Origin of the sequence: Winogradskyella marina (assembly GCF_015645385.1) — a bacterium.
GTDB classification, from domain to species: Bacteria; Bacteroidota; Bacteroidia; order Flavobacteriales; family Flavobacteriaceae; genus Winogradskyella; species Winogradskyella marina.
The window spans coordinates 50,254-72,481 of the sequence record NZ_JADOET010000004.1; the positions used below are offsets into that span (position 1 = coordinate 50,254).

21 protein-coding genes are annotated in these 22,228 nt (G+C 32.4%); 12 read left to right on the top strand and 9 right to left on the bottom strand.

All coding sequences use genetic code 11. From position 1 onward, the window contains the following. Positions 1–10: 10 nt before the first annotated feature. The 9 genes from ITJ86_RS06475 to ITJ86_RS06515 all read right to left on the bottom strand — a co-directional run bounded on the left by ITJ86_RS06475 (position 11) and on the right by ITJ86_RS06515 (position 10,545). A complete protein-coding gene (locus tag ITJ86_RS06475; RefSeq protein WP_195870811.1) occupies positions 11–2,044 on the bottom strand; it encodes a VWA domain-containing protein in 2,034 nt (677 codons plus the stop codon). Positions 2,045–2,093: 49 nt separating this feature from the next. Continuing rightward, on the bottom strand, positions 2,094–2,840 hold the full coding sequence (gene fabG / locus ITJ86_RS06480; RefSeq protein ID WP_195870812.1) for a 3-oxoacyl-[acyl-carrier-protein] reductase: 747 nt from the start codon (positions 2,838–2,840) through the stop codon (positions 2,094–2,096). A gap of 192 nt (positions 2,841–3,032) precedes the next feature. Further along, positions 3,033–3,905, bottom strand: coding sequence for a succinate--CoA ligase subunit alpha (gene sucD, locus ITJ86_RS06485; RefSeq protein WP_195870813.1), 873 nt, complete (start codon positions 3,903–3,905; stop codon positions 3,033–3,035). Between the two features lie 277 nt (positions 3,906–4,182). Next, positions 4,183–5,118, bottom strand: a complete 936-nt coding sequence (locus tag ITJ86_RS06490) for a UDP-3-O-(3-hydroxymyristoyl)glucosamine N-acyltransferase (protein ID WP_195870814.1) — start codon at positions 5,116–5,118, stop codon at positions 4,183–4,185. Positions 5,119–5,186: 68 nt separating this feature from the next. Further along, on the bottom strand, positions 5,187–5,753 hold the full coding sequence (efp, locus tag ITJ86_RS06495) for an elongation factor P (RefSeq protein WP_195870815.1): 567 nt from the start codon (positions 5,751–5,753) through the stop codon (positions 5,187–5,189). 112 nt (positions 5,754–5,865) lie between these two features. Continuing rightward, complete coding sequence (gene lpxA, locus ITJ86_RS06500) at positions 5,866–6,651, bottom strand: acyl-ACP--UDP-N-acetylglucosamine O-acyltransferase (RefSeq protein ID WP_195870816.1); 786 nt, start codon at positions 6,649–6,651, stop codon at positions 5,866–5,868. Positions 6,652–6,736: 85 nt separating this feature from the next. Further along, positions 6,737–8,143: a bifunctional UDP-3-O-[3-hydroxymyristoyl] N-acetylglucosamine deacetylase/3-hydroxyacyl-ACP dehydratase gene (locus tag ITJ86_RS06505; RefSeq protein ID WP_195870817.1), complete on the bottom strand. Its 1,407-nt coding sequence runs from the start codon at positions 8,141–8,143 to the stop codon at positions 6,737–6,739. Next, complete coding sequence (gene lpxD / locus ITJ86_RS06510) at positions 8,130–9,158, bottom strand: UDP-3-O-(3-hydroxymyristoyl)glucosamine N-acyltransferase (protein WP_195870818.1); 1,029 nt, start codon at positions 9,156–9,158, stop codon at positions 8,130–8,132. Before lpxD ends, ITJ86_RS06505 begins: the two co-directional genes overlap by 14 nt. A 157-nt stretch (positions 9,159–9,315) precedes the next feature. Then, the gene (locus tag ITJ86_RS06515) at positions 9,316–10,545 is read right to left on the bottom strand and encodes an HD domain-containing protein (RefSeq protein ID WP_195870819.1); all 1,230 of its coding nucleotides are present in this window, start codon (positions 10,543–10,545) and stop codon (positions 9,316–9,318) included. A gap of 41 nt (positions 10,546–10,586) precedes the next feature. On the opposite strand from ITJ86_RS06515, the gene porX reads away from it, so the two are divergent. From porX to ITJ86_RS06575, 12 genes are all read left to right on the top strand, one after another. Next, entirely contained in the window at positions 10,587–12,134 is a 1,548-nt protein-coding gene (porX, locus tag ITJ86_RS06520; RefSeq protein ID WP_195870820.1) for a T9SS response regulator signal transducer PorX, read from the top strand. A gap of 223 nt (positions 12,135–12,357) precedes the next feature. After that, a complete protein-coding gene (gene tsaE, locus ITJ86_RS06525; RefSeq protein ID WP_195870821.1) occupies positions 12,358–12,816 on the top strand; it encodes a tRNA (adenosine(37)-N6)-threonylcarbamoyltransferase complex ATPase subunit type 1 TsaE in 459 nt (152 codons plus the stop codon). 163 nt (positions 12,817–12,979) lie between these two features. Further along, on the top strand, positions 12,980–13,126 hold the full coding sequence (locus tag ITJ86_RS06530; protein WP_195870822.1) for a hypothetical protein: 147 nt from the start codon (positions 12,980–12,982) through the stop codon (positions 13,124–13,126). Beyond that, the gene (locus ITJ86_RS06535; protein WP_195870823.1) at positions 13,089–13,622 is read left to right on the top strand and encodes a hypothetical protein; all 534 of its coding nucleotides are present in this window, start codon (positions 13,089–13,091) and stop codon (positions 13,620–13,622) included. The genes ITJ86_RS06530 and ITJ86_RS06535 overlap by 38 nt, the downstream gene beginning before the upstream one ends. Positions 13,623–13,731: 109 nt before the next feature. Continuing rightward, positions 13,732–14,925 carry an alanine dehydrogenase gene (locus tag ITJ86_RS06540; protein WP_195870824.1) on the top strand — a complete coding sequence of 398 codons (1,194 nt, stop codon included), beginning with the start codon at positions 13,732–13,734 and terminating at the stop codon, positions 14,923–14,925. A 48-nt stretch (positions 14,926–14,973) separates the two neighbouring features. Further along, positions 14,974–15,351 (top strand): hypothetical protein, encoded by a 378-nt coding sequence (locus tag ITJ86_RS06545; protein ID WP_195870825.1) that lies wholly within the window; start codon positions 14,974–14,976, stop codon positions 15,349–15,351. An 86-nt stretch (positions 15,352–15,437) separates the two neighbouring features. Further along, on the top strand, positions 15,438–16,457 hold the full coding sequence (locus ITJ86_RS06550) for an NAD-dependent epimerase (RefSeq protein WP_195870826.1): 1,020 nt from the start codon (positions 15,438–15,440) through the stop codon (positions 16,455–16,457). A gap of 159 nt (positions 16,458–16,616) precedes the next feature. Then, positions 16,617–17,996: a nucleotide sugar dehydrogenase gene (locus ITJ86_RS06555; protein ID WP_195870827.1), complete on the top strand. Its 1,380-nt coding sequence runs from the start codon at positions 16,617–16,619 to the stop codon at positions 17,994–17,996. A gap of 124 nt (positions 17,997–18,120) precedes the next feature. Then, positions 18,121–19,617, top strand: a complete 1,497-nt coding sequence (locus ITJ86_RS06560; RefSeq protein WP_195870828.1) for an AMP-binding protein — start codon at positions 18,121–18,123, stop codon at positions 19,615–19,617. Next, complete coding sequence (locus ITJ86_RS06565) at positions 19,614–20,468, top strand: methionyl-tRNA formyltransferase (protein ID WP_195870829.1); 855 nt, start codon at positions 19,614–19,616, stop codon at positions 20,466–20,468. Before ITJ86_RS06560 ends, ITJ86_RS06565 begins: the two co-directional genes overlap by 4 nt. 8 nt (positions 20,469–20,476) lie before the next feature. Next, a complete protein-coding gene (locus ITJ86_RS06570) occupies positions 20,477–20,719 on the top strand; it encodes an acyl carrier protein (protein ID WP_195870830.1) in 243 nt (80 codons plus the stop codon). A gap of 71 nt (positions 20,720–20,790) precedes the next feature. Beyond that, positions 20,791–22,224, top strand: coding sequence for an MBOAT family O-acyltransferase (locus ITJ86_RS06575; protein ID WP_195870831.1), 1,434 nt, complete (start codon positions 20,791–20,793; stop codon positions 22,222–22,224). Positions 22,225–22,228 lie beyond the last annotated feature (4 nt).

The following is a 22,228-nucleotide window of genomic DNA, read 5'->3' on the forward strand; positions in this document are numbered from 1 at the left end:
TATTTTAAATTTAAATTAATCCATTATATTTTCTAATAAACCACTCAATAAAAAGACTTAACGCAATTAAACCGAGCAAATATTTCCAATCAATCAAAGGTACAATATTTTTAGTGCTTTTTTGAATGGTTTTGTAACGATTATCGCTAACTAAAGCATTTATGATATCTTTTGTTTGTGTCGAAAAATATGCAGCTCCATTACTATGAGTTGCTATAGATTTTAATTTTGAAATATCTGCATTTAAAAATTGCTGCTCTACATTATATTCCAGAATTTGAAAGCTTCCCGAGGCCGATACCGATTCTGTATTATGCTTAATTGTAAAGTCATATAAACCAGCATTTATACCACTTAAATCGACTGTGTAATTTCCATTAGTTAAAAGAAGAGGCACCTCTCTTACACTTTGGTTATCCTTATTTTTTAATTTAATTCGTAATGAAGCCGAATTATCAAACTCAAAATTTTTATTGAAATATTGCGCTGAAATTATAACATCATCGTTACCGTTATAGAACGATTTGTAATCGATATTAATTCGTGTTCTTTTTTTATTTGAACTTAGATACTGAACGAGTTTATTAATAAATTCATCAAAATTGCTAAAACTATTAGTGTTTAGAAATGATTGTGCTCTCCAGCGCCAAATATCTTCACCGTTTAAGATGGCATGCTTTGTAGCATCTACTTCAAATGTCGCTAACAATATATCTTCTGTTGTAATTCCGTTGACACTTTTATACAATAAGGTTTCGTGCGGAACCGAAATTTGAAGTGCCCCGAATTCAGATATTAAAGGTGGAAAACTATTAAAATCTAAATTTTCTACAATGAACGTTCCGTAATTTCTATTTAAACTAGGTTGAAAATTTTCGGTTTGATTAGTAATGGCTTGCTTAAAATAGGTCTGAGTCTGATTCAGCAAACTCCAACTCGTAGTTGCGCCAGAAATGATGAATGTATTAATTTTCTGTGCTTTAATTTCTTTTAATAACGCATTAAAGTTATTATTCGGCTGATACAGTATAATTAACTGAAAATCATTCACCTTATTTAAAACATCTTTAGGACTTAATATTGAAACACTGCGTTGTTCATTACTTTCAATAGCCTTTTTAAGGGCTCCTAAATCTGGATGTAAACGATCATAAACTAAAGCTACATTTGTTTTCTGGTCGATAACTTCTACTCCAAAATTCTTAATGTTATTGACTTTGTTCTTTTCATTATCTAAAGCCACCAACTCTACACGATATGTTTTTACACCAACACTATTTGCCATTAAAGCTGTAGACACAATTTCAGATGACTTGGAAGCATTAAACTGAAGGTTTTTTCTAAAAACAACAGAATTACCAGACCAAATTTTTAGTTCTGTGTTTATCGCTTCAGTTCCACTGTAATTGGCAATAATTTCTACAGGAAACTTATTCTTTAAGTACACATAACGATTTACATTCAACTGTTTAATACTTAAATCTGAATGCACTGTAGAATCTCCAAGAATTATAGGATAAATTGGTTGTTTAACACCTTTTGCTATGTAACTGTAATCTGAACCGTAGGTTTGGTTACCATCACTCAACACTACAATTGGTGCTGTTTGGTTGGCATACACTTCACCAAACTGTTTTAAAGCCAATGCCATATTAGATTGGCGTTCATTAAAATTTAAACTATCTAAAGTGTTTACCGTTTTTCCAAACCTATACGTCTGAATATCAAAACGGTCTTTTAATACTGAATTAGTATTTAAAGCATTGACCACTTCCCTAGCCTTTTCATCTTGTTTTAGATAGGAAACCGATTCCGAATTATCGACAGCAACCACTAAAGTTGGTTTTTCATCGAAATACGTAAAGGATTCAAACTTTGGGTTGATAAGCAATACTAGAATACCGAAAATTGAAATCGCTCTCAATGCTATAAGTACATATTTGAGATTCGACTTTAATTTCGATTTATACAAATACTGAAACAGCGCTAATAAAAGCGCTGTAATTGCAGCAATTGTTATGTATATTATTGTTAAGTTATTCATTAAAATCTCACGAGTGTCATAAGATTCCCGCCTTCGCAGGAATGATAGTTTAAGTCAACATACCACCATCTACATTAAGTGTTTGTCCTGTAACATAGGCACTTAAATCACTTGCTAAAAACACACAAGCGTTGGCAATATCTTCTGGTGAACCTCCTCTTTTTAATGGAATTCCTGCTCTCCAACCTTTTACGGTTTCTTCGTCTAGTTTTGCAGTCATTTCGGTTTCAATAAAACCTGGAGCGATAACGTTGCTTCTAATATTACGTGATCCTAATTCTAAAGCAACTGACTTTGAAAACCCTATGATTCCAGCTTTAGAGGCTGCATAATTTGTTTGGCCAGCATTACCTTTTACACCAACTACAGAACTCATGTTTATAATGGATCCTTTACGTTGTTTTAGCATAGTACGTTGAACTGCTTTGGTCATGTTAAAAACCGATTTAAGATTCACTTCAATAACTTTGTCAAAATCGTCTTCTCCCATTCGCATTAAGAGATTGTCTTTTGTGATTCCTGCGTTATTTACCAATATATCGATAGAACCAAACTCTGCTAAAACGTCTTCTGCTAACTTTTGAGATTCATCAAAGCTTGCAGCATTACTTTGATAACCTTTTGCTTTTACTCCTTTAGAATTTAATTCTTTTTCTAATGCATTTGCAGCTTCTACTGAAGAGCTATATGTAAATGCAACATTTGCACCATGGTCAGCAAACACTTCTGCAATACCTTTTCCTATACCTCTACTTGCGCCTGTAATTATGGCTGTTTTTCCTTCTAAAAGTTTCATTATTAATTTATAATTAGTTAGTGTTACAATATAATATTAAAAAAGGTTTCAAGAAATTTACACATTGAGACCTAATTCAAAGATAGCAATTACAAATTGTGCGACATAAAAAAACCTCACAAGATTTTGTAAGGTTTTTTTATGTTTATGCTGAATGAGATTCAGCATCAATTTTTATGCATAGGTTGTTGATTAACCTAAAACTTCAGCTACTTTCTTTCCTATTTCAGCAGGAGAATCTACAACATGAATTCCGCATGCTTTCATTATTTTCTTTTTTGCTTGTGCAGTATCATCACTTCCGCCTACAATAGCACCAGCGTGTCCCATTGTACGACCAGCAGGAGCAGTTTCACCAGCAATAAAACCAATAACTGGTTTTTTACTTCCACTATCTTTGTACCAATGTGCAGCATCAGCTTCTAATTGACCTCCAATTTCACCGATCATTACCACAGCTTCAGTTTCTGGATCGTTAATTAATAACTCTACCGCCTCTTTTGTTGTTGTTCCAATAATTGGATCTCCACCAATACCAATAGCAGTTGTGATTCCCAAACCTTGTTTTACAACTTGGTCTGCAGCTTCATACGTTAATGTACCCGATTTAGAAACGATACCAACATTTCCTTTTTTGAAAACAAAACCTGGCATAATACCAACTTTAGCTTCACCAGGAGTAATAACACCAGGACAGTTAGGACCAATTAAACGACATTCTTTACCTTTGATATAGTCTGACGCTTTAATCATATCTGCAACAGGAATTCCTTCTGTAATTGTAATAATTACTTTAATACCTGCATCTGCAGCTTCCATAATAGCATCAGCAGCAAAAGCTGGTGGTACAAAAATAATTGTAGTATCTGCAGCTACTTTTTCAACAGCTTCTGATACGGTATTAAAAACAGGTTTGTCTAAGTGTGTTTGACCACCTTTTCCTGGAGTTACACCACCTACGACATTTGTACCATATTCAATCATTTGTTCAGCATGAAAAGTACCTTCACTACCTGTAAAACCTTGAACTATAATATTAGAATTCTTATTAACTAAAACGCTCATTTGATATTGTTGATTTTAAGTTTTATGTATTTCGTTCTGCAAAAATAAGAGATTTTAAATGCAAAACCGACCTCTTTTATATTTTTATTTCTTTATAGGATTCTATGCTTTTTTAATCAGATTCATCAGCTTGATGACTCATCTCAAAACCACGATTTAATTTACCATCTCTAACTTCCCAAATTGTTGAGAAATGTGCTAGAACGAGTAGCAACCAAACTAGAATCATTAGCTATATCTGAATCGTAAAATCGCTTAATCACCTCTATAGCTGACATTATATATTTTTTAATTTTTGAAGAATTTCAGGAATTTTTTTCACATAAGCAAGGTCCTTAAAAGATACTCTTGCTTCTTGTGCCGGAGTACCAAAATATGTTTTACCTTCTTCTGTTGAATTATTTAATCCTGCTTGCGCATAGATTACTGTTCCTTTTGATATTTTAATACCACTCTTTATGCCTACTTGTCCCCAAATAGTAACATTATCCTCAACGACAACACAACCAGCAATTCCTGTTTGAGATGCGATTAAACACTTTTTACCTATGATGGTATCATGCCCAATTTGAATCTGATTATCTAATTTTGAGCCTTCTCCAATAGTTGTATCTCCTGTAACACCTCTATCTATTGTACACAGCGCACCAATATCTACGTTGTTTTCGATAATAACACGACCACCAGATTTTAACTGATCGTAACCTTCTGGTCTATTTTTGTAATAGAATGCACTAGCACCTAAAACTGCTCCTGCATGAATCGTAACGTTATCACCAATAATAGCATCGTCATAAATACTCACGTTAGCATGAATAGTACAGTTTTTACCAATGTTTACATTATTTCCAATAAAACAGTTGGGTTGAATAATCGTTCCTTCTCCAATTACAGCATCAGTAGCGATAGCACTATTTGAAGCTTTAAAAGGCTTAAAGTGAGCCGTAATCTTATTAAAATCTCGAAACGGATCATCTGATATTAAAAGTGCTTTGCCTTCTGGACACGGAACATCTTTATTTATTAAAACAATAGTTGCTGCAGATTCTAATGCTGTATCATAATATTTAGGATGATCTACAAATACAACATCGCCAGGTTCTACGACATGAATTTCATTTATGCCTAAAACTTCAAAATCTTCTGAACCTCTAAATTCACAATCAATTAAAGTTGCAATTTGTTTTAAAGTATGTGGTTTTGGAAATTTCATCTCTCAGTTTACAATGCTCAGTTATTGTTTACAGCCTGCCTCATTAGGACTGTGATTACCAACTGAGATTATTCTTTAATTCGTTCTTTGTACGTTCCTTTTTCTGTTTCAACTTTAATCTTATCACCTTCATTGATAAATAAAGGTACATTAACTTCTGCACCAGATTCAACAGTTGCTGGTTTGGTTGCATTTGTTGCTGTATTTCCCTTAACGCCAGGTTCTGTAGCTGTCACTTCTAAGATAACAGAAGCTGGTAAATCTACAGACAACGGCATATTATCTTCGGTATTAATTTGAATTGTAACGACTTCCCCTTCTTTCATTAGATCTGTTCTATCGATCGCAGATTCTAATAATCGGATTTGTCTATAATCAGATTCATTCATAAAGTGGTAAAATTCACCATCATTATATAAATACTGAAATTTATGTGTTTCTACACGTACATCTTCGATTTTATGACCTGCAGAGAACGTATTATCTAAAACCTTACCTGTAGTCACACTTTTCATTTTAGTTCTTACAAAAGCTGGTCCTTTTCCTGGTTTTACGTGTAAAAATTCGACAATTTTATAAATATCATTGTTATATCTGATGCATAATCCGTTTCGAATATCTGAAGTACTTGCCATAATTTTAATTTATTGTTTTTTATTAAATTGTTTGTTGTTGCGTTGTTTTCCTAATCCTATTTGCTTAATCAGAAAACCTTTTATTCTTCTTTAGTCTATAAAATACTAAGAATTAATTCGATTTAAAATAACCTTTCATTATTCCACGATGCGAATTTTTAATGAATTGAAGAATTTCATCACGTTCTGGAGTGGCTTCCATTTCTGCTTCTATTAAATCTGCAGCCTGAGTGTTATTGTAATTCTTTTGGTATAATATTCTATATATATTCTGAATTTCTCTAATTTTTTCAGACGAATATCCTCGTCGTCTTAAACCTACAGAATTTATTCCTACATAAGATAATGGTTCACGAGCTGCTTTTACAAAAGGCGGAACATCTTTACGCACTAAAGATCCTCCGGTTACAAAAGCATGATTTCCTATAGAACAAAACTGGTGAACTGCTGTCATTCCGGCTAAAACCACATAATCGCCAACACTAATATGTCCCGCTAACGTGCTATTGTTTGAAAAGATACAGTTATTACCAACAATACAATCGTGTGCGATGTGGCAATATGCCATAATAAGACAATTGTCGCCAATTACAGTCTTCATTTTATCTGTGGTCCCTCTATTAATGGTTACGCACTCTCTAATTGTAACGTTATCACCAATTTCTACAGTTGTGTCTTCGTCGTTATATTTTAAATCTTGTGGTACTGCCGAAATAACAGCGCCAGGAAAGATGTTACAGTTTTTACCGATACGAGCACCTTCCATAATCGTTACATTACTTCCTATCCAGGTACCTTCTCCAATTTTCACATTATTATGAATGGTTGTAAAAGGTTCTATAACAACATTCTTTGCAATTTTTGCACCAGGATGCACATAAGCTAACGGTTGGTTCATTTTAATATATGTTTTGTAGTTGACGTGTTTGCTGCTGATTTGCTCGACTTAACGACTAAACAGCTTAACAGTAATTCAACGTATTTTATTTAACTTTTGATATTTGTGCCATTAATTCGGCTTCTGCACACAATTTACCGTTAGTATAAGCATAACCTTGCATATGGCAAATACCTCTTCTAATCGGTGTAATTAACGAACACTTAAATATTAAGGTATCGCCAGGAACTACTTTTTGTTTGAACTTTACATTATCCATTTTCATAAAAAATGTCAAGTAATTCTCTGGATCTGGCACAGTGCTTAATACTAAAATACCACCTGTTTGCGCCATGGCTTCCACAATTAAAACACCTGGCATTACTGGTGCACCTGGAAAATGACCTTTAAAGAATTCCTCGTTCATGGTCACGTTTTTCATACCAATGACGTGATTGTCAGTTAACTCATAAACCTTATCTAACAGTAAGAAAGGTTGTCTGTGTGGCAACATATCCATAATTTGATTCACATCCATTAAAGGTTCTGAATTCAAATCGATTTGAGGAACGTTATTTCGTCTTTCGTTTTTAATTAATTTAGACATTTTTTTAGCAAACTGAGTGTTTACAAAATGTCCTGGTTTATTAGCTATAACTTTACCTCTAATACGAGTTCCGATTAAAGCTAAATCACCTAACACATCTAATAATTTGTGACGTGCAGCTTCATTTGGATGGTGCAATGTTAGGTTGTCTAAAATACCGTTTGGCTTAACCGCAATATTATCTTTATTAAACGCAATTCTCAATTTCTCCATGGTTTCTGTAGACAATTCTTTATCGACATACACAATGGCATTATTTAAATCACCTCCTTTAATTAAACCATGCTCTAATAGCATTTCAATCTCGTGTAAGAAACTAAATGTTCTGGCATCTGCAATTTCAGTTTTAAAATCTGACACCTTATTAAGAGTTGCGTTTTGAGTGCCTAAAACTTTAGTCCCAAAATCTACCATGGTTGTAATTTGATAGGTATTTGCAGGCATTAGAATAATTTCGCTCCCAGACTCTTCATCTGTGTAAGACACAACTTGCGTAATTTCATATTCTTCACGAAACGCATTTTGCTCAACAACACCTGCTTTTTCTATAGCTTCTACGAAGAATTTAGACGACCCATCCATAATTGGTGGCTCAGAAGAATTGAGTTCTATAAGTGCGTTATCTATATCTAAACCAACTAAAGCGGCTAATACATGCTCACACGTTTGAATAGTGACTCCGTTTTTCTCTAAACAAGTACCACGTTGCGTACTTGTAACATAATTAGCGTCTGCCTCTATTTTTGGCGACCCTTCTAAATCTGTTCGTTGAAATACAAATCCAGTATTTTCCGCACCAGGTTTAAATACTAATTTTACATTTTCACCAGTATGAAGTCCTACACCTGTAAGTGTAACTTCTTTTTCAATGGTTTTTTGTTTCGTTTCCGTTTTAATTATGGCCATCTACTTTTTTTTCTAATTCGTTAATAGTTTTTGCGAGCTTAGGTAAATTTTTAAAATACACATAAGATTTATTCCAATCAGCATACCCAAAAGAAGGTGAGCCTTGTAAAACTTCATTATCTTTTACATTTCTCCCAATTCCGGATTGTGCTTGTACTTTTACATTGTTTCCAATAACTAAATGACCAGCAATACCAACTTGGCCTCCAATTTGGCAATGCTCTCCAATTTTTGTAGAACCGGCAACACCAGACTGCGCTGCAATCACAGTATTTTTACCAATTTCTACATTATGAGCAATTTGAATTTGATTATCTAGTTTTACACCATGTCTTAAAATGGTTGAGCCCATTGTTGCGCGATCTATAGTTGTACCTGCTCCAATATCTACTTCGTCTTCTAAAATGACATTTCCAATTTGTGGAATTTTAGAATAACCACCATCTTTATTAGGTGCAAATCCAAACCCATCGGCTCCAACAATAACACCAGAGTTTATAACACAGTTTTTACCAATTATACAATCTGAATAGACTTTTCCACCAGAAAAAATTACTGTATTATCGCCTAACTGAACATTATCGCCAATATAAACGTTTGGATAAATTTTTACATTATTACCAATTTCGACATTATTACCAATATATGCAAATGCGCCTATATAGATATTATCTCCAATCTTAGCCGATTCTGAAACAAAGCTAGGTTGCTCTACACCTAGTTTATTCATCTTAATTTGCTTATAATATTCTAACAATTTTGAAAATCCTTCATAAGCATCGTCAACTTTGATAAGTGTTGTCTCTATTGGTTTTTCTGGCGTAAAATCTTCGTTTACAATTGTTATAGATGCTTTAGTTGAATAGATATAAGGTGTATACTTTGAATTGGATAAGAATGTTAACGTTCCTTGTGTACCTTCTTCTATTTTTGAAAGTTTAGTAACTTCAATATTTGGGTCACCAACTACTGTTCCTTCTAGAATGTCTGCTATTTGTTCTGCTGTAAATTTCATGTGTTTATCTATTGTTCTTCAACGGTAACACTTCGACTGTGCTTAATACAGACATGAAACATTCCAAATAACCATCCTTTTTATATTTTTTATAGAGATGTTTCAACAAATTGATTTTAAAGTCTCGATTACGTTTCGCAAAAATAGAAAAAAAGGATTACATTTTCTTTTTAGGATAGCACATATAATATTTAGTTATAGGTTTACTTAGTGCTTTAAGGTTTAATTGATCTGATGCTTTAACGATATCTTTAATTTTTCCTGACTTAAATAAAACGTTGATCTTTTGATGTTTATTCTGATAGGCTTGATTAATTAACTCACCTTGAAACACAAAATAATCAGCTTCATGTTGAGAGATATTATATTTTTTAATTAATGCTTTTGAATGTGTGATTAGTTCAGAAGACTTAATAGGTTTATTCTTTAACTTCACCTTTAATAAGTTTCTTTCAAGAATCATTTGACATAGATTTCGCAATACAAAATCATCGTGATTTTGCCAATCTTTTAAAGCTGCGACAATATCATAATCATCTAATTTTGAAAAAACGGCTAAAGTTTCAATATTAAAATTATCGGCATTTATTTCAGAAAACAAAAAGTAAAACAAAGCATCGCTACAATTTAGCTTTACACCTTGTTGCACTAATTCTTTGGCCCTTTTTAAAGTTCCAACTAACAATTGTTCTGCAACAACACCCGTTTTATGCATATAAACTTGCCAATACATAAAACGTCTTGCTATTAAAAATTTCTCTACGCTCAAAATACCTTTTTCTTCAACCACTAACTGGTCGTCAACAACATTAAGCATAGTAATTAGTCGCTCACTATTTATATTTCCTTCAGCAACTCCTGTATAAAAGCTATCGCGTTTTAAATAATCGGCTCTATCCATGTCTAATTGGCTAGAAATAAGCTCGCACATAAATTGACGTGGATATTCTTTCTTAAAAATAGAAATGGCTAACGTTAAACTTCCGTTAAACTCTATATTGAGTTCTTCCATAAATCGCAGCGAAATTTCCTCGTGAGAAACGTTATTTACAATACTGTGCTCCATGGCATGTGAAAAAGGACCATGGCCAATATCGTGTAAAAGTATTGCGATTAACAAGCCATTTTCTTCCTTATCAGATATTGCAACTCCTTTAAAACGAAGTACATTGATAGATTTTTGCATTAAATGCATACAACCTAATGCATGATGAAAACGTGTATGATGTGCGCCTGGATAAACCAAATACGACAATCCCATTTGACTAATACGTCGTAATCTCTGAAAGTACTTGTGTTGGATTATATCGAAAATTAACGAATTTGGAATCGTAATAAATCCGTAAATTGGATCGTTAAATATTTTAAGCTTATTTTTTGTAGGCAAAATTATAGAATTCAAAAATTAATAAACAAATATACCATAACATGATAAATATTCTCTGGGTTGACGATGAAATCGATTTACTAAAACCACATATTATGTTTTTAGAGCAAAAAGGGTATCAGGTTACAAAATGCCAAAGCGGTACTGAAGCTTTAGAAGTTATTACGGACACTAATTTTGATATTGTCTTTTTAGATGAAAATATGCCAGGATTAACTGGTCTAGAAACTTTGAACGAAATTAAAGAACGTCGTGCCAATTTGCCCATTGTAATGATTACCAAAAGTGAAGAGGAATATATAATGGAAGAAGCCATTGGTAATAAAATTGCCGATTATTTAATAAAACCTGTAAATCCGAATCAGATTTTATTGAGTTTAAAAAAGAATTTAGATCATTCGCGATTGGTATCTGAGAAAACAACATCTAATTACCAGCAAGAATTTAGAAAGATTGCGATGGATTTATCTATGGTAAACTCTTATGAAGAATGGGTTGAGTTATATCAGAAATTAATTTATTGGGAATTACAACTTGAAGGTATTGAAGATGTTGGAATGACTGATATTTTAGAGTCGCAAAAAACAGAAGCCAATATGCAGTTCGGTAAATTTATTGAGAAAAATTACGAGGATTGGTTTCAACCTAAAACCGATGCTCCTGTTATGTCTCATACCTTATTTAAGGACAAAGTAGTACCAGAGCTAAGCGACAAACAGCCCACAGTTTTAGTGGTTATAGATAATTTACGATATGATCAATGGAAAGCTTTTGAGCCAATAGTTAATAATTACTATAAGAAAGCGTCTGAATTGGCATTTTACAGTATTCTACCAACGGCAACACAATATGCACGTAATGCTATCTTCTCTGGATTAATGCCTGCTGATATGGAAAGTTTATTTCCGCAATACTGGAAAAACGATACAGATGAAGGTGGTAAAAATATGCACGAAGGTGATTTTTTAAAGGAACAGCTAAAACGATTAGGCTTAGGACACATTACACACGAATACCATAAAATCACCAATCTTAAGGCTGGAAAAAAATTAGTCGAAAACTTTAAGTCCCTAAAAAACAATGACCTTAATGTTATTGTATATAATTTCGTTGATATGCTATCGCACTCAAAAACCGAAATGGAAGTGGTTAAAGAGTTAGCATCTAATGATAAAGCTTACCGTTCACTAACTGTGAGTTGGTTTAAGAATTCGCCTTTATTAGAAATGATTCAACTGTCGCAACAACTAGGCTTTAAACTTATATTAACGACAGATCATGGTACTATAAACGTTAAAGCACCAACAAAAGTGATTGGCGATAGAGATACAAGTTTAAACCTGCGTTACAAAACAGGTCGTAGTTTAACATATGAAAACAAAGATGTATTAGCCGTTAAGAATCCGAAATCTATTCATTTACCATCGTTAACAATGAGTAGCTCTTTTATTTTTGCAAAAGGTGATTTGTTTTTAGCCTATCCAAATAATTTTAATCATTATGTAAGCTATTACAGAAACACCTATCAACATGGAGGTGTTTCGTTAGAAGAAATGATTATTCCGTTTGTAGTGATGGATCCTAAATAACTGATCTTTATTAACACATTGGAAACAATAAATGATGCAGAATTTAATTTTGCATCATTTTTTTATAAACCAAATGTAACAAGCAAAACACTATTGACTTCTTATTGAGACTATTGTCAATAAAATCCTTTAAACGCACAAAAACCCGACGAAATGCACATTTTCTTAGGTTATCTCAAATAATATTCCTACTATTGTAACCTAAATCTGTTTATTTTATAAATTGAAAACAATTGAAATTACATACCATTTAGATGATATAGACACTGTTGCGGCTCAGGTTTTAGAGCATTTAAACACCAAAATAGTGCTATTTAATGGACAAATGGGAGCCGGAAAAACAACATTTATAAGTGCTCTTTTAAAAGCAATGCAAAGTAACGATGTTGCTACCAGTCCAACATTTTCAATTGTGAATGAATATAGTCTACCTAATGATAAAGTCTATCATTTTGACTTTTATAGGGTGGAATCTATTGATGAAGCTTATAATTTTGGAATAGAAGATTATTTAAACAGTAAACATTGGTTATTTATGGAGTGGGCAGAACGTATTGAAGAACTTTTACCCACTAATTCACAAACCATCACTATTACTGACTTACGAGACAATAAGAGATCCCTCAAACTAACTATAAACACAAACAATTTAACCGAAAATTCAGCTATGATATTACAGTAGTTTTAAATAAAACTATATTATTTTTCCTACAAGATTGGACTAGTGTTACGGAAAAACCGTAATTACAATTTCATATTTTTTGGATTTTAACAATTTCTGATTTGTAAGGGTTTAGCTATGCCCCTACATTTGAAGTAATTAATTAATTAAATCCCTTTATATTATGAAAACAAAAAAAAATTTAGTCCTTGCAATCGCAATCTTCGGTGGAGTTTTATTTACTGTACAAGCAACTAATCTAATTGACTTAGATGGACAGACAACAACAGAAATTGAAAAGAAGAAAAGAAAGCTTATCAAATGGGGATAGTAGTAAACTAAGTAGAAGTGTCGTTGTAGGAACATTTATTGCTACAATTATAGCCTCTACTCCTCTTTTATATTCTTTACATGAAAGTGTTCCGACTGATGCAGTTTGGGACACTTTCTTGTTTACCTATAAGAGTGGAGTTTGGGAAGATGCTCAATATGCTATGTGGGTTTATACGAGTAAAATTATTCCCCTTATATTAATGATTATTTGGTTTTTTACGTGCCGCCATTGGTGGTATCATGCCATATTAGTACCTATTGTCATGTTTGCATTTCAAGCGGTTATAAGCTGGAATGGTGAAGCTGGAAATATTGATGAAGGCACATTTGTAGTGTTACTTCCTGTTTTAGTAATTGTAGTTCCTTCAATATATCTTATCAGAGCTAAAATGTTTAACAAGATTAACAATGCAAACAAAACCTTAGAAGAACTCGAAGAAGAATTTATGATTAAACCAAAAGGTGTTTGGGGAAAAATTAAACAGTATTTTTAGAGTTAGAATTCATTTTCAAAAAATATTCTTAATTTAAGTTGTTTTATTACTGCCCTTTGTTTTGCGTATTTCGTTATATTGCAAAGACAATACTAAAGCATTCGACTTAATGAGTATATCACCATTTACCAAAGCCCAGTTATTACCACAAGAAGAAACCTTAGAAATTCTTAAACAAAAAGGGGAGCTTTTCATTGGCATTCCTAAAGAAGCGCATTTTCAAGAACGCCGTGTTTGTTTAACTCCAGACGCCGTTTCAGCATTAACAGCTAATGGACATCGCGTACTATTTGAGTCCGGTGCTGGTGAAGGTGCAAATTTTAAAGACAAAAATTATAGTGAAGCTGGTGCGGAAGTTACCAAAGACACTTCAAAAGTGTACTCCTGCCCTATTATTCTAAAAGTTGAACCACCTTCATTAGATGAAATAAAGCTTATTAATCCGCAGACCATCTTAATCTCTGCACTTCAAATAAAAACTCAAGATAAATCTTATTTTGAAGCATTAGCAAAAAAGCGAATTACAGCCTTAGCTTTCGAATATATTAAAGATGATGATGGTCAATATCCAGCTGTAAGCTCTTTAAGTGAAATTGCAGGTACTGCTTCTATATTAATTGCTTCAGAGCTGCTTTCTAATGTAAATGGTGGTAATGGCTTAATGATGGGTAATATCAATGGTGTTCCGCCAACTGAAGTAATTATATTAGGTGCAGGTACTGTTGGTGAATTTGCCGCGCGTTCTGCAATTGGCTTAGGCGCAAATGTAAAAGTGTTCGATAGTTCTATTACCAAACTACGACGACTTCAAAATAATTTGGGACGTACTATTTACACCTCAACCATGCAACCCAAAAATCTAATAAAAGCTTTAAAACGGTGCGATGTTGCCATTGGTGCTGTAAGAGGAACTAATCGTGCTCCAGTAATTGTAACAGAAAGTATGGTTTCTAACATGAAAACAGGTTCTGTTATTATTGATGTTAGTATAGATATGGGAGGCTGCTTTGAAACAAGCGAAGTTACCACACACGACCGACCAACTTTTGAATACAATGGGGTTGTTCATTATTGTGTTCCAAATATTCCTGCACGTTATTCTAGAACGGCATCCGTATCTATTAGCAATATTTTTACACCATACTTATTAGAAATCGGTGAATATGGTGGCTTAGAAAATGCGCTTCGTTTTGATCGCGGTTTAAAAAATGGTTTGTATTTTTACCACGGCATTTTAACTAACAAATCCGTTGCAGAATGGTTTGGGTTAGAATATAGTGACGCCAACTTATTAATTTTTTAATTTACTTATAATCAACCAACTACCATTTATCAGAAAGTTTTCTCTTCTATGAAATTTATACATCGTTTTGCCTATTATTTAGGTGGTTTTGCCCTTGGATTAATACTTCTTATGTTTTTTTTAAACGGTAAAGATGCTTCATGTGATTATGGGCCAAATGCCAGAACAGTTAAAAATATTAGTTCTAAACCGTTTCAATATTCTGATAATGCTGCCATTTTTATAACAGAGCAATCATTAGATTCTACCGTGGTTAAAAACCTCGTCAAATATGGAGATGTAGATTTTTCTGAGAGTAAAACGAAAATAGATTCTTGTAAAATTTATCGCATTGAGAATAGCTATAAGGAACGAAATTTAGAATTAAAAGTCAAAAACTGTGATGAGTTAGCGACAATCCTCGATATTAATTATACAAACAACTAATAAGCTGAAATTGTTTCATGATTTATTTAGAGGTTACAATCTAAATATTAATATTTGAAGCACCATTTAATTAAAACACCTATCAAATGAAAATATTAGTCACTGGAGCAGCAGGTTTTATAGGATTTTACACTTCAAAAGTTCTAATATCTAAAGGTCATCAAGTCGTTGGACTAGACAATATAAATGACTATTATGATATTAACTTAAAATATGATAGACTTTATGAATTAGGAATAGACAAAACGGAAGCCAGTGAGTTTAACACGATTTGTAAAAGTAAATCTGGCGATTTCAAGTTTATAAGAATGAATCTTGAAGATCGAGAGGAATTGCCAAAGCTATTTAAAAATGAAAAATTTGATATCGTATGTAATCTTGCTGCACAAGCTGGAGTCCGCTATAGTATTGAAAACCCTGAAACCTATGTAGATTCTAATGTGGTTGGATTTTTAAACATTCTAGAATGTTGTAGAAATAACGCCATTAAACATCTCGTATATGCTAGTAGTTCTAGTGTTTACGGAATGAATAAAAAAATTCCGTTTTCAACTGATGACAATGTAGACAACCCAATTAGTTTATATGCTGCCACTAAAAAGAGCAATGAACTTATGGCACACACCTATAGTCATCTATTCAAAGTGCCAACCACTGGCTTAAGATTCTTTACCGTTTATGGCCCTTGGGGAAGACCAGACATGGCCATGTTTTTATTTACAGATGCCATAGTAAATGATAGACCAATTAAAGTGTTTAATCATGGGAATATGGAACGTGACTTTACCTATATTGATGATATTGTAGAAGGTGTCGTTAGAATTATAGAAAAATCATCCGCAAAACGAGTAGAGACTAAGAACTTTTACAAAATTTATAATATTGGAAACAATAACTCAGTGAAGTTATTAGATTTTATAAAAGAAATAGAGCTTAACTTAGGTAAAAATGCCACAAAAGACATGATGGAAATGCAACCAGGCGATGTAGAGCGCACGTGGGCAGATGTAGATGAATTGATTAAAGATTACGATTACAAACCAAGTACATCAATAAAAGTTGGTGTAAAATCTTTCGTAGATTGGTTTAAAGACTATTACAATTAATAGCTTAAATTTGAAAAAACACCTTTTTTGAAAGTATGAATAGGATTCTTATCGTTGAAAAGGTGTCGTTTATATAAAATATTTACTGAATTAAATTAAAAACGTCAATTTCACACACATATTAGAAAATTTGACTCAAATCATTACAAATAATAAAACATGAAAATTACAAAAATTTGCTGTATTGGAGCTGGTTATGTTGGAGGACCAACGATGGCTGTAATAGCAAAAAAGAATCCAAACATTGAAGTTACAATTGTTGACATTAATGAAGAGCGTATTGCCGCCTGGAATGATAAAGATGTATCCAAATTACCAATTTATGAACCAGGTTTAGCCGAAATTGTTGAAGAAACAAGAGGAAAAAACCTATTTTTCTCTACAGCAATTGATGAGGCTATTGCAGCAGCTGAAATGATTTTTATCTCAGTAAATACTCCAACTAAAACCTATGGCAAAGGTAAAGGTATGGCTGCAGATTTAAAGTATGTAGAATTATGTGCTAGGAATATAGCTGAAGTAGCTAAAACCGACAAAATAGTTGTTGAAAAATCTACTTTACCTGTACGAACAGCCCAAGCAATAAAGAGTATTTTACACAATACAGGAAATGGTGTCAACTTCAGTATACTATCCAATCCAGAGTTTTTAGCAGAAGGCACTGCAATCCAAGATTTGTTAAATCCTGATCGTGTATTAATTGGAGGTGAATCTGAAGACGCTATTGAAAGTTTAGCGAATATATATGGAAGTTGGGTACCTCAAGACAGAATATTAAGAACCAACGTTTGGTCTTCAGAATTGTCTAAGCTTACGGCAAATGCTTTTTTAGCGCAACGTATATCTTCAATTAATGCAATTTCGGAGTTATGTGAACATACAGAAGCAAATGTTAATGAAGTCGCGAAAGCTATTGGTATGGATTCTAGAATTGGACCAAAGTTTTTAAATGCATCAATAGGATTTGGAGGTTCTTGTTTTCAGAAAGACATCTTAAATCTTGTTTATATTGCTAGAAGTTATGGTCTAAACGCGGTTGCCGATTATTGGGAACAAGTCATTTTATTAAACGATCATCAAAAACGACGCTTTTCTGATAATTTAATAAGCACATTATACAATACTGTTTCTGGTAAAAAGATAGCAATGTTAGGTTGGGCTTTCAAAAAAGACACAAACGATACAAGAGAATCAGCCGCTATTTATGTTGCTGATCACTTGTTGAACGAACAAGCAAATATAGCTGTTTACGACCCTAAAGTAACTAGTAAAAAAGTACAAGCAGACCTTAACTACCTTAACACAAGAACTGCGGAAGAAAATAACACCTTAGTAAAATCATATAATGATCCCTACGAAACATCAAAAGATGCTCATGCGATTGCTATTATGACAGAATGGGATGAATTTAAGACCTACGATTGGCAAAAAATCTATGACAACATGAAAAAGCCAGCATTCATTTTTGATGGCAGAAACATATTAGATAAAACTGAAATGGAAAGTATTGGATTTGAGTATTCTTCAATAGGGAAGTAAGGTTAAACCATTAATTATATAAGTTAATCGACTTTTGTTATAAAAATTTGCTTGACGTTTTTAAATTACCGTATTTTGAAAAGTATGATTTTATCTTAATTATTTCTAAATCAACTATGTAGTGATGTTTTGTAAAAATATAATTAAAAAATTTGTAGAAATAGTTTCCAAATATCCCGAGAGTAATGCTTTTTGTATTGATGATACTTTTTACACATATGCTTTTTTTTGGAACTTGGTATGTAAACAACGAACTTTAATTATAAATCAAAAGTTAACAGACAAAAAAGTTGGTTTGGTAGTTAATGATGATTTGTTTACTTACGCTAGTATTTTTGCTGTATGGATGGAAGGTATGGGCTATGTTCCTCTTCACCCAAAATTCCCTACTGATCGCAATTTGGAAATCATTAGACAAGCAGAATTACATAAAGTTTTAGACTCTAACATAGACTCTGAATTTGATGACGAACTAGTTATACAGACTAACGCGTGTAAATCGTTAAAACCAACTACTCGAATTATAGACGTTCAAGATGATTCATTAGCCTATATATTATTTACATCAGGAAGTACAGGTCAACCTAAAGGTGTTCAAATTTCATTTAAGAATTTAGACAGTTTTATAGATGCTTTTTTAGATGTTGGGTTTAAGTTAGATAACACTGACAGGTGTTTACAGTGTTTTGACTTAACCTTTGATGTATCTGTACAGTGTTTTTTAGTCCCGCTAATACATGGAGCGTGTGTCTATACGGTACCACACGAACAGATAAAATATAGTTATGTTTTTGGACTGTTAGACGACCATGATATAACATTCGGCATATTCGCACCAAGCATGATTAATATGTTAAAACCATATTTTGATGAAATTGATCTTAAAAAATTAAGATACAGCATATTGACTGCTGAAGCTTCACCTATAGATTTAATTAATGAATGGGCTGAATGCATTCCAAACGCAAGAGTTTTTAATTTTTATGGTCCTACAGAAGCTACTATTTATTGTACATGCTACGAGTTTATCAGAAATTCATTTGTAAAAGAGGCAAATGGCATGTTAGCTATTGGCAAACCATTTAAAGGAGTTAAAGCTGTGATACTAGATGGTAATTTAGGCATAGTTGATAATGGAAAGAAAGGAGAGATGTATGTTTCTGGTAATCAGGTTACACAGGGTTATTGGAAAAACCATGAACGTAATATTGAAGCATTTATAGAACTAGATTACGATGGGATTTCCCATAGATTTTACAAAACTGGTGATCTATGTTTATTAGATGATGATAATGATATCCTATATTATGGAAGACTTGATAATCAAGTAAAAATTCAAGGTTATAGAATTGAACTAGGTGAAATTGAATTTCATGCAAGAAGAACTATTGGTGGTAAAAGCGCAGTAGCATTTATATATCAAGGGCAAACAGGAAGTGATGAAATTGCCTTATGTTTGGAAACAGATAAGCTGGATAAAAACGCTATTATAATTTCATTAAAAGCTAAATTACCTTCTTATATGATACCTACAAAAATTTATAACCTAGATAAATTTCCTTTAAACACAAGTGATAAGGTTGATAGAAAGCAGTTAAAAGAATTAATCATTAAATTATGAAAATAGTATTATTTGGAGAAGATGTTTTTACTGCCGCGGTTTTTCAATCTCTATTAGATGAGAACCATGAAGTATTAATGGCTGTTTGCCCTATTTATATAAATAACAACAGTCATTCAAAGATTGAGTCGATTGCTAATAATAATAGCATCGATTTTATTCGAACAGAAAACGTTAACTCTAAGAATATTAAAAAGCTACTAATTGCCACCGAACCCGATCTATTAGTGTCTGTACATTTAAGAAAAATCTTAGATAAAGAAATCTTTTCCATTCCTACTTATGGAGCAATAAACTTCCACCCCTCCCTTCTTCCAAAATATAGAGGGCTCTCACCACAACACCAAACTATTATCCATGGAGATTTAGAATCAGGAGTCTCGGTTCACTTTATAGAAGAAACGGTTGATACAGGCGATATCGTAGCTCAAACGAAGATACCTATAAAGCCAGAAGATTATATCTCTGATTTTCAATTAAAAATGTTAACAGTATATAAATCAATTATCATAACCGCCGTTGATCGTATATCAAAGACAGAGTTTATCCCAATAGTTCAAAATCAGTCTGAAATAAGCTATTTTCATGCCTTAAAGTTAAAAGATAGAGAAATTGTGTTTTCAAAAACAAAAACAGAAGCACTAAATCTAATTAGAGCAGTATCATACCCTTACAAAGGTGCATACACCAATAATATAACAATTTGGCGAGCTGAAATTCCCTCTAAAGAAACATTAGATAGCGTTACTTTTGATTCTAAAAAAATAGGACCACAAATCTTAAATGATGATATATTAATACTATGCTTTAAAGATGGCATTTTGATAAGTGAAGATTTTGAAATTAAATAATTATAAATATGCAAAGAAATAATATAGTAGAAAAAGTAAAAGAAATTCTAATCTCAGTTTTAGAGCACGAAGGATTTGAATTAACTGATGATTTAGTAGCAGCTGACGTTAGTGGTTGGGACTCATTAACACATATGATTATAATTTCTTCGATAGAAGAGGAATTTAAAATCAAATTTAAATTAAAAGACCTAAATAAAATGAGAAATATTGGTGCTTTGATTGATATTATCTCTTCAAAAATTAGCTAATTTAAACCCGAATAAGCGCTATGTAAAGTAGTGCAAACTATAAGAATATTTTTAACAAGGCTTTTTAATACATGGTATTTACGTCCTTAAATTTTTTATTATTTTTTCCTGCTGTTATTATTCTATTTTATATTACTCCAATAAAATATAGATGGGTAACCTTGCTTGTCGCAAGTTATTTTTTTTATTTAAATATTGAACCTGTTTTTGGGTTATTAACAGCTATAATTACTTTATCTACCTATTTTTTCACACGATTAATTGACAAAGTAAAAGATGATAAGAAGAAAAGTAAATTTATGTATATAAATATTGCTGTCGTATTAATGCCACTATTTTTCTTTAAATATTTTACTGCAATAAATGATGGTATATTTAATATACTTGAAATGTATGAAATGAGATGGTTTTTGCCAAAGATCCATTTTCTATTACCAGTGGGGATTTCTTTTTACACATTTATGGCTATTGGATACACTATAGATGTTTATAATGAAGAAGTAGAGGCTGAAAAGAATATAGGAATTGTCGCTTTATTTATTTCTTTCTTCCCTTTAATACTTTCTGGTCCTATTGAACGGGCTGGAAATATGATTCCCCAGTTTAAATCGGATTTAAAATTAAATCATACAAATTTTTCAACAGGATTAAAACTAATGCTTTGGGGTTATTTTATGAAATTGGTGGTTGCAGATCGCATAGCGATTTATGTAGATGCTGTTTATGGTAATTTATCTCATCACAATGGTGATACCATCTTACTTACTTCATTGCTATATCCCATCCAAGTATACGCAGATTTAGGTGGATATTCATTAATAGCAATTGGAGTGTCAAAAATATTAGGTTTAAATGTTATGCCGAATTTTAATAGACCTTTTTTCGCTACATCTATGGCTGAGTTTTGGAGACGTTGGCACATGTCGTTAATTACATGGCTCACCGATTACGTATATACACCTTTAGCCTTTAGCTTCAGACAATATCGTATATTTGGCATTGTATTAGCATTAATGGTTACATTTGCTTTAAGTGGCATTTGGCATGGAGCAACTTTAAACTATGTTGTATGGGGTTTAATGCAAGGTACTTTTTTAAGCATTGAGGCGCTTATAAATAAACGAAAATCAAAAATAGAAAACCAATACGGGTTAAAATCTAACTTTTTCTATTTGATTTTTTCTGTTTGTTTAACTTATGTCCTATTCGCAGTGTCTCTAGTTTTCGCATACGATGCTTCATTTAAAGATGCATTAATGGTTTTTGATAAAATTATATTTAAAAGAGGTTCTCTTTTTTTGGATAAAACAACATTGGCCTATGCATTTATTGGTGTTTTTATGCTGTTTTTAAGTGAATTTAGAGATGAGTATTTTCCTAAAACATTACTGTTTTTCAACAATAAAGTTTTCGTTATTCGCTTAGTATCATATTTATGTGTAGCACTTCTTATATTATGGATTGGAGTTTTAAATGGAGGTCAATTTATTTACTTTAAATTTTAGTTAT

What these genes read in the sequence shown, in the direction of transcription:
- ITJ86_RS06475 (WP_195870811.1), bottom strand. Translation starts at nt 2,044, where the DNA reads ATGAATAACTTAACAATAATATACATAACAATTGCTGCAATTACAGCG.
- fabG (WP_195870812.1), bottom strand. Translation starts at nt 2,840, where the DNA reads ATGAAACTTTTAGAAGGAAAAACAGCCATAATTACAGGCGCAAGTAGA.
- sucD (WP_195870813.1), bottom strand. Translation starts at nt 3,905, where the DNA reads ATGAGCGTTTTAGTTAATAAGAATTCTAATATTATAGTTCAAGGTTTT.
- ITJ86_RS06490 (WP_195870814.1), bottom strand. Translation starts at nt 5,118, where the DNA reads ATGAAATTTCCAAAACCACATACTTTAAAACAAATTGCAACTTTAATT.
- efp (WP_195870815.1), bottom strand. Translation starts at nt 5,753, where the DNA reads ATGGCAAGTACTTCAGATATTCGAAACGGATTATGCATCAGATATAAC.
- lpxA (WP_195870816.1), bottom strand. Translation starts at nt 6,651, where the DNA reads ATGAACCAACCGTTAGCTTATGTGCATCCTGGTGCAAAAATTGCAAAG.
- ITJ86_RS06505 (WP_195870817.1), bottom strand. Translation starts at nt 8,143, where the DNA reads ATGGCCATAATTAAAACGGAAACGAAACAAAAAACCATTGAAAAAGAA.
- lpxD (WP_195870818.1), bottom strand. Translation starts at nt 9,158, where the DNA reads ATGAAATTTACAGCAGAACAAATAGCAGACATTCTAGAAGGAACAGTA.
- porX (WP_195870820.1), top strand. Translation starts at nt 10,587, where the DNA reads ATGATAAATATTCTCTGGGTTGACGATGAAATCGATTTACTAAAACCA.
- ITJ86_RS06530 (WP_195870822.1), top strand. Translation starts at nt 12,980, where the DNA reads ATGAAAACAAAAAAAAATTTAGTCCTTGCAATCGCAATCTTCGGTGGA.
- ITJ86_RS06540 (WP_195870824.1), top strand. Translation starts at nt 13,732, where the DNA reads ATGAGTATATCACCATTTACCAAAGCCCAGTTATTACCACAAGAAGAA.
- ITJ86_RS06545 (WP_195870825.1), top strand. Translation starts at nt 14,974, where the DNA reads ATGAAATTTATACATCGTTTTGCCTATTATTTAGGTGGTTTTGCCCTT.
- ITJ86_RS06550 (WP_195870826.1), top strand. Translation starts at nt 15,438, where the DNA reads ATGAAAATATTAGTCACTGGAGCAGCAGGTTTTATAGGATTTTACACT.
- ITJ86_RS06555 (WP_195870827.1), top strand. Translation starts at nt 16,617, where the DNA reads ATGAAAATTACAAAAATTTGCTGTATTGGAGCTGGTTATGTTGGAGGA.
- ITJ86_RS06560 (WP_195870828.1), top strand. Translation starts at nt 18,121, where the DNA reads ATGTTTTGTAAAAATATAATTAAAAAATTTGTAGAAATAGTTTCCAAA.
- ITJ86_RS06565 (WP_195870829.1), top strand. Translation starts at nt 19,614, where the DNA reads ATGAAAATAGTATTATTTGGAGAAGATGTTTTTACTGCCGCGGTTTTT.
- ITJ86_RS06570 (WP_195870830.1), top strand. Translation starts at nt 20,477, where the DNA reads ATGCAAAGAAATAATATAGTAGAAAAAGTAAAAGAAATTCTAATCTCA.
- ITJ86_RS06575 (WP_195870831.1), top strand. Translation starts at nt 20,791, where the DNA reads ATGGTATTTACGTCCTTAAATTTTTTATTATTTTTTCCTGCTGTTATT.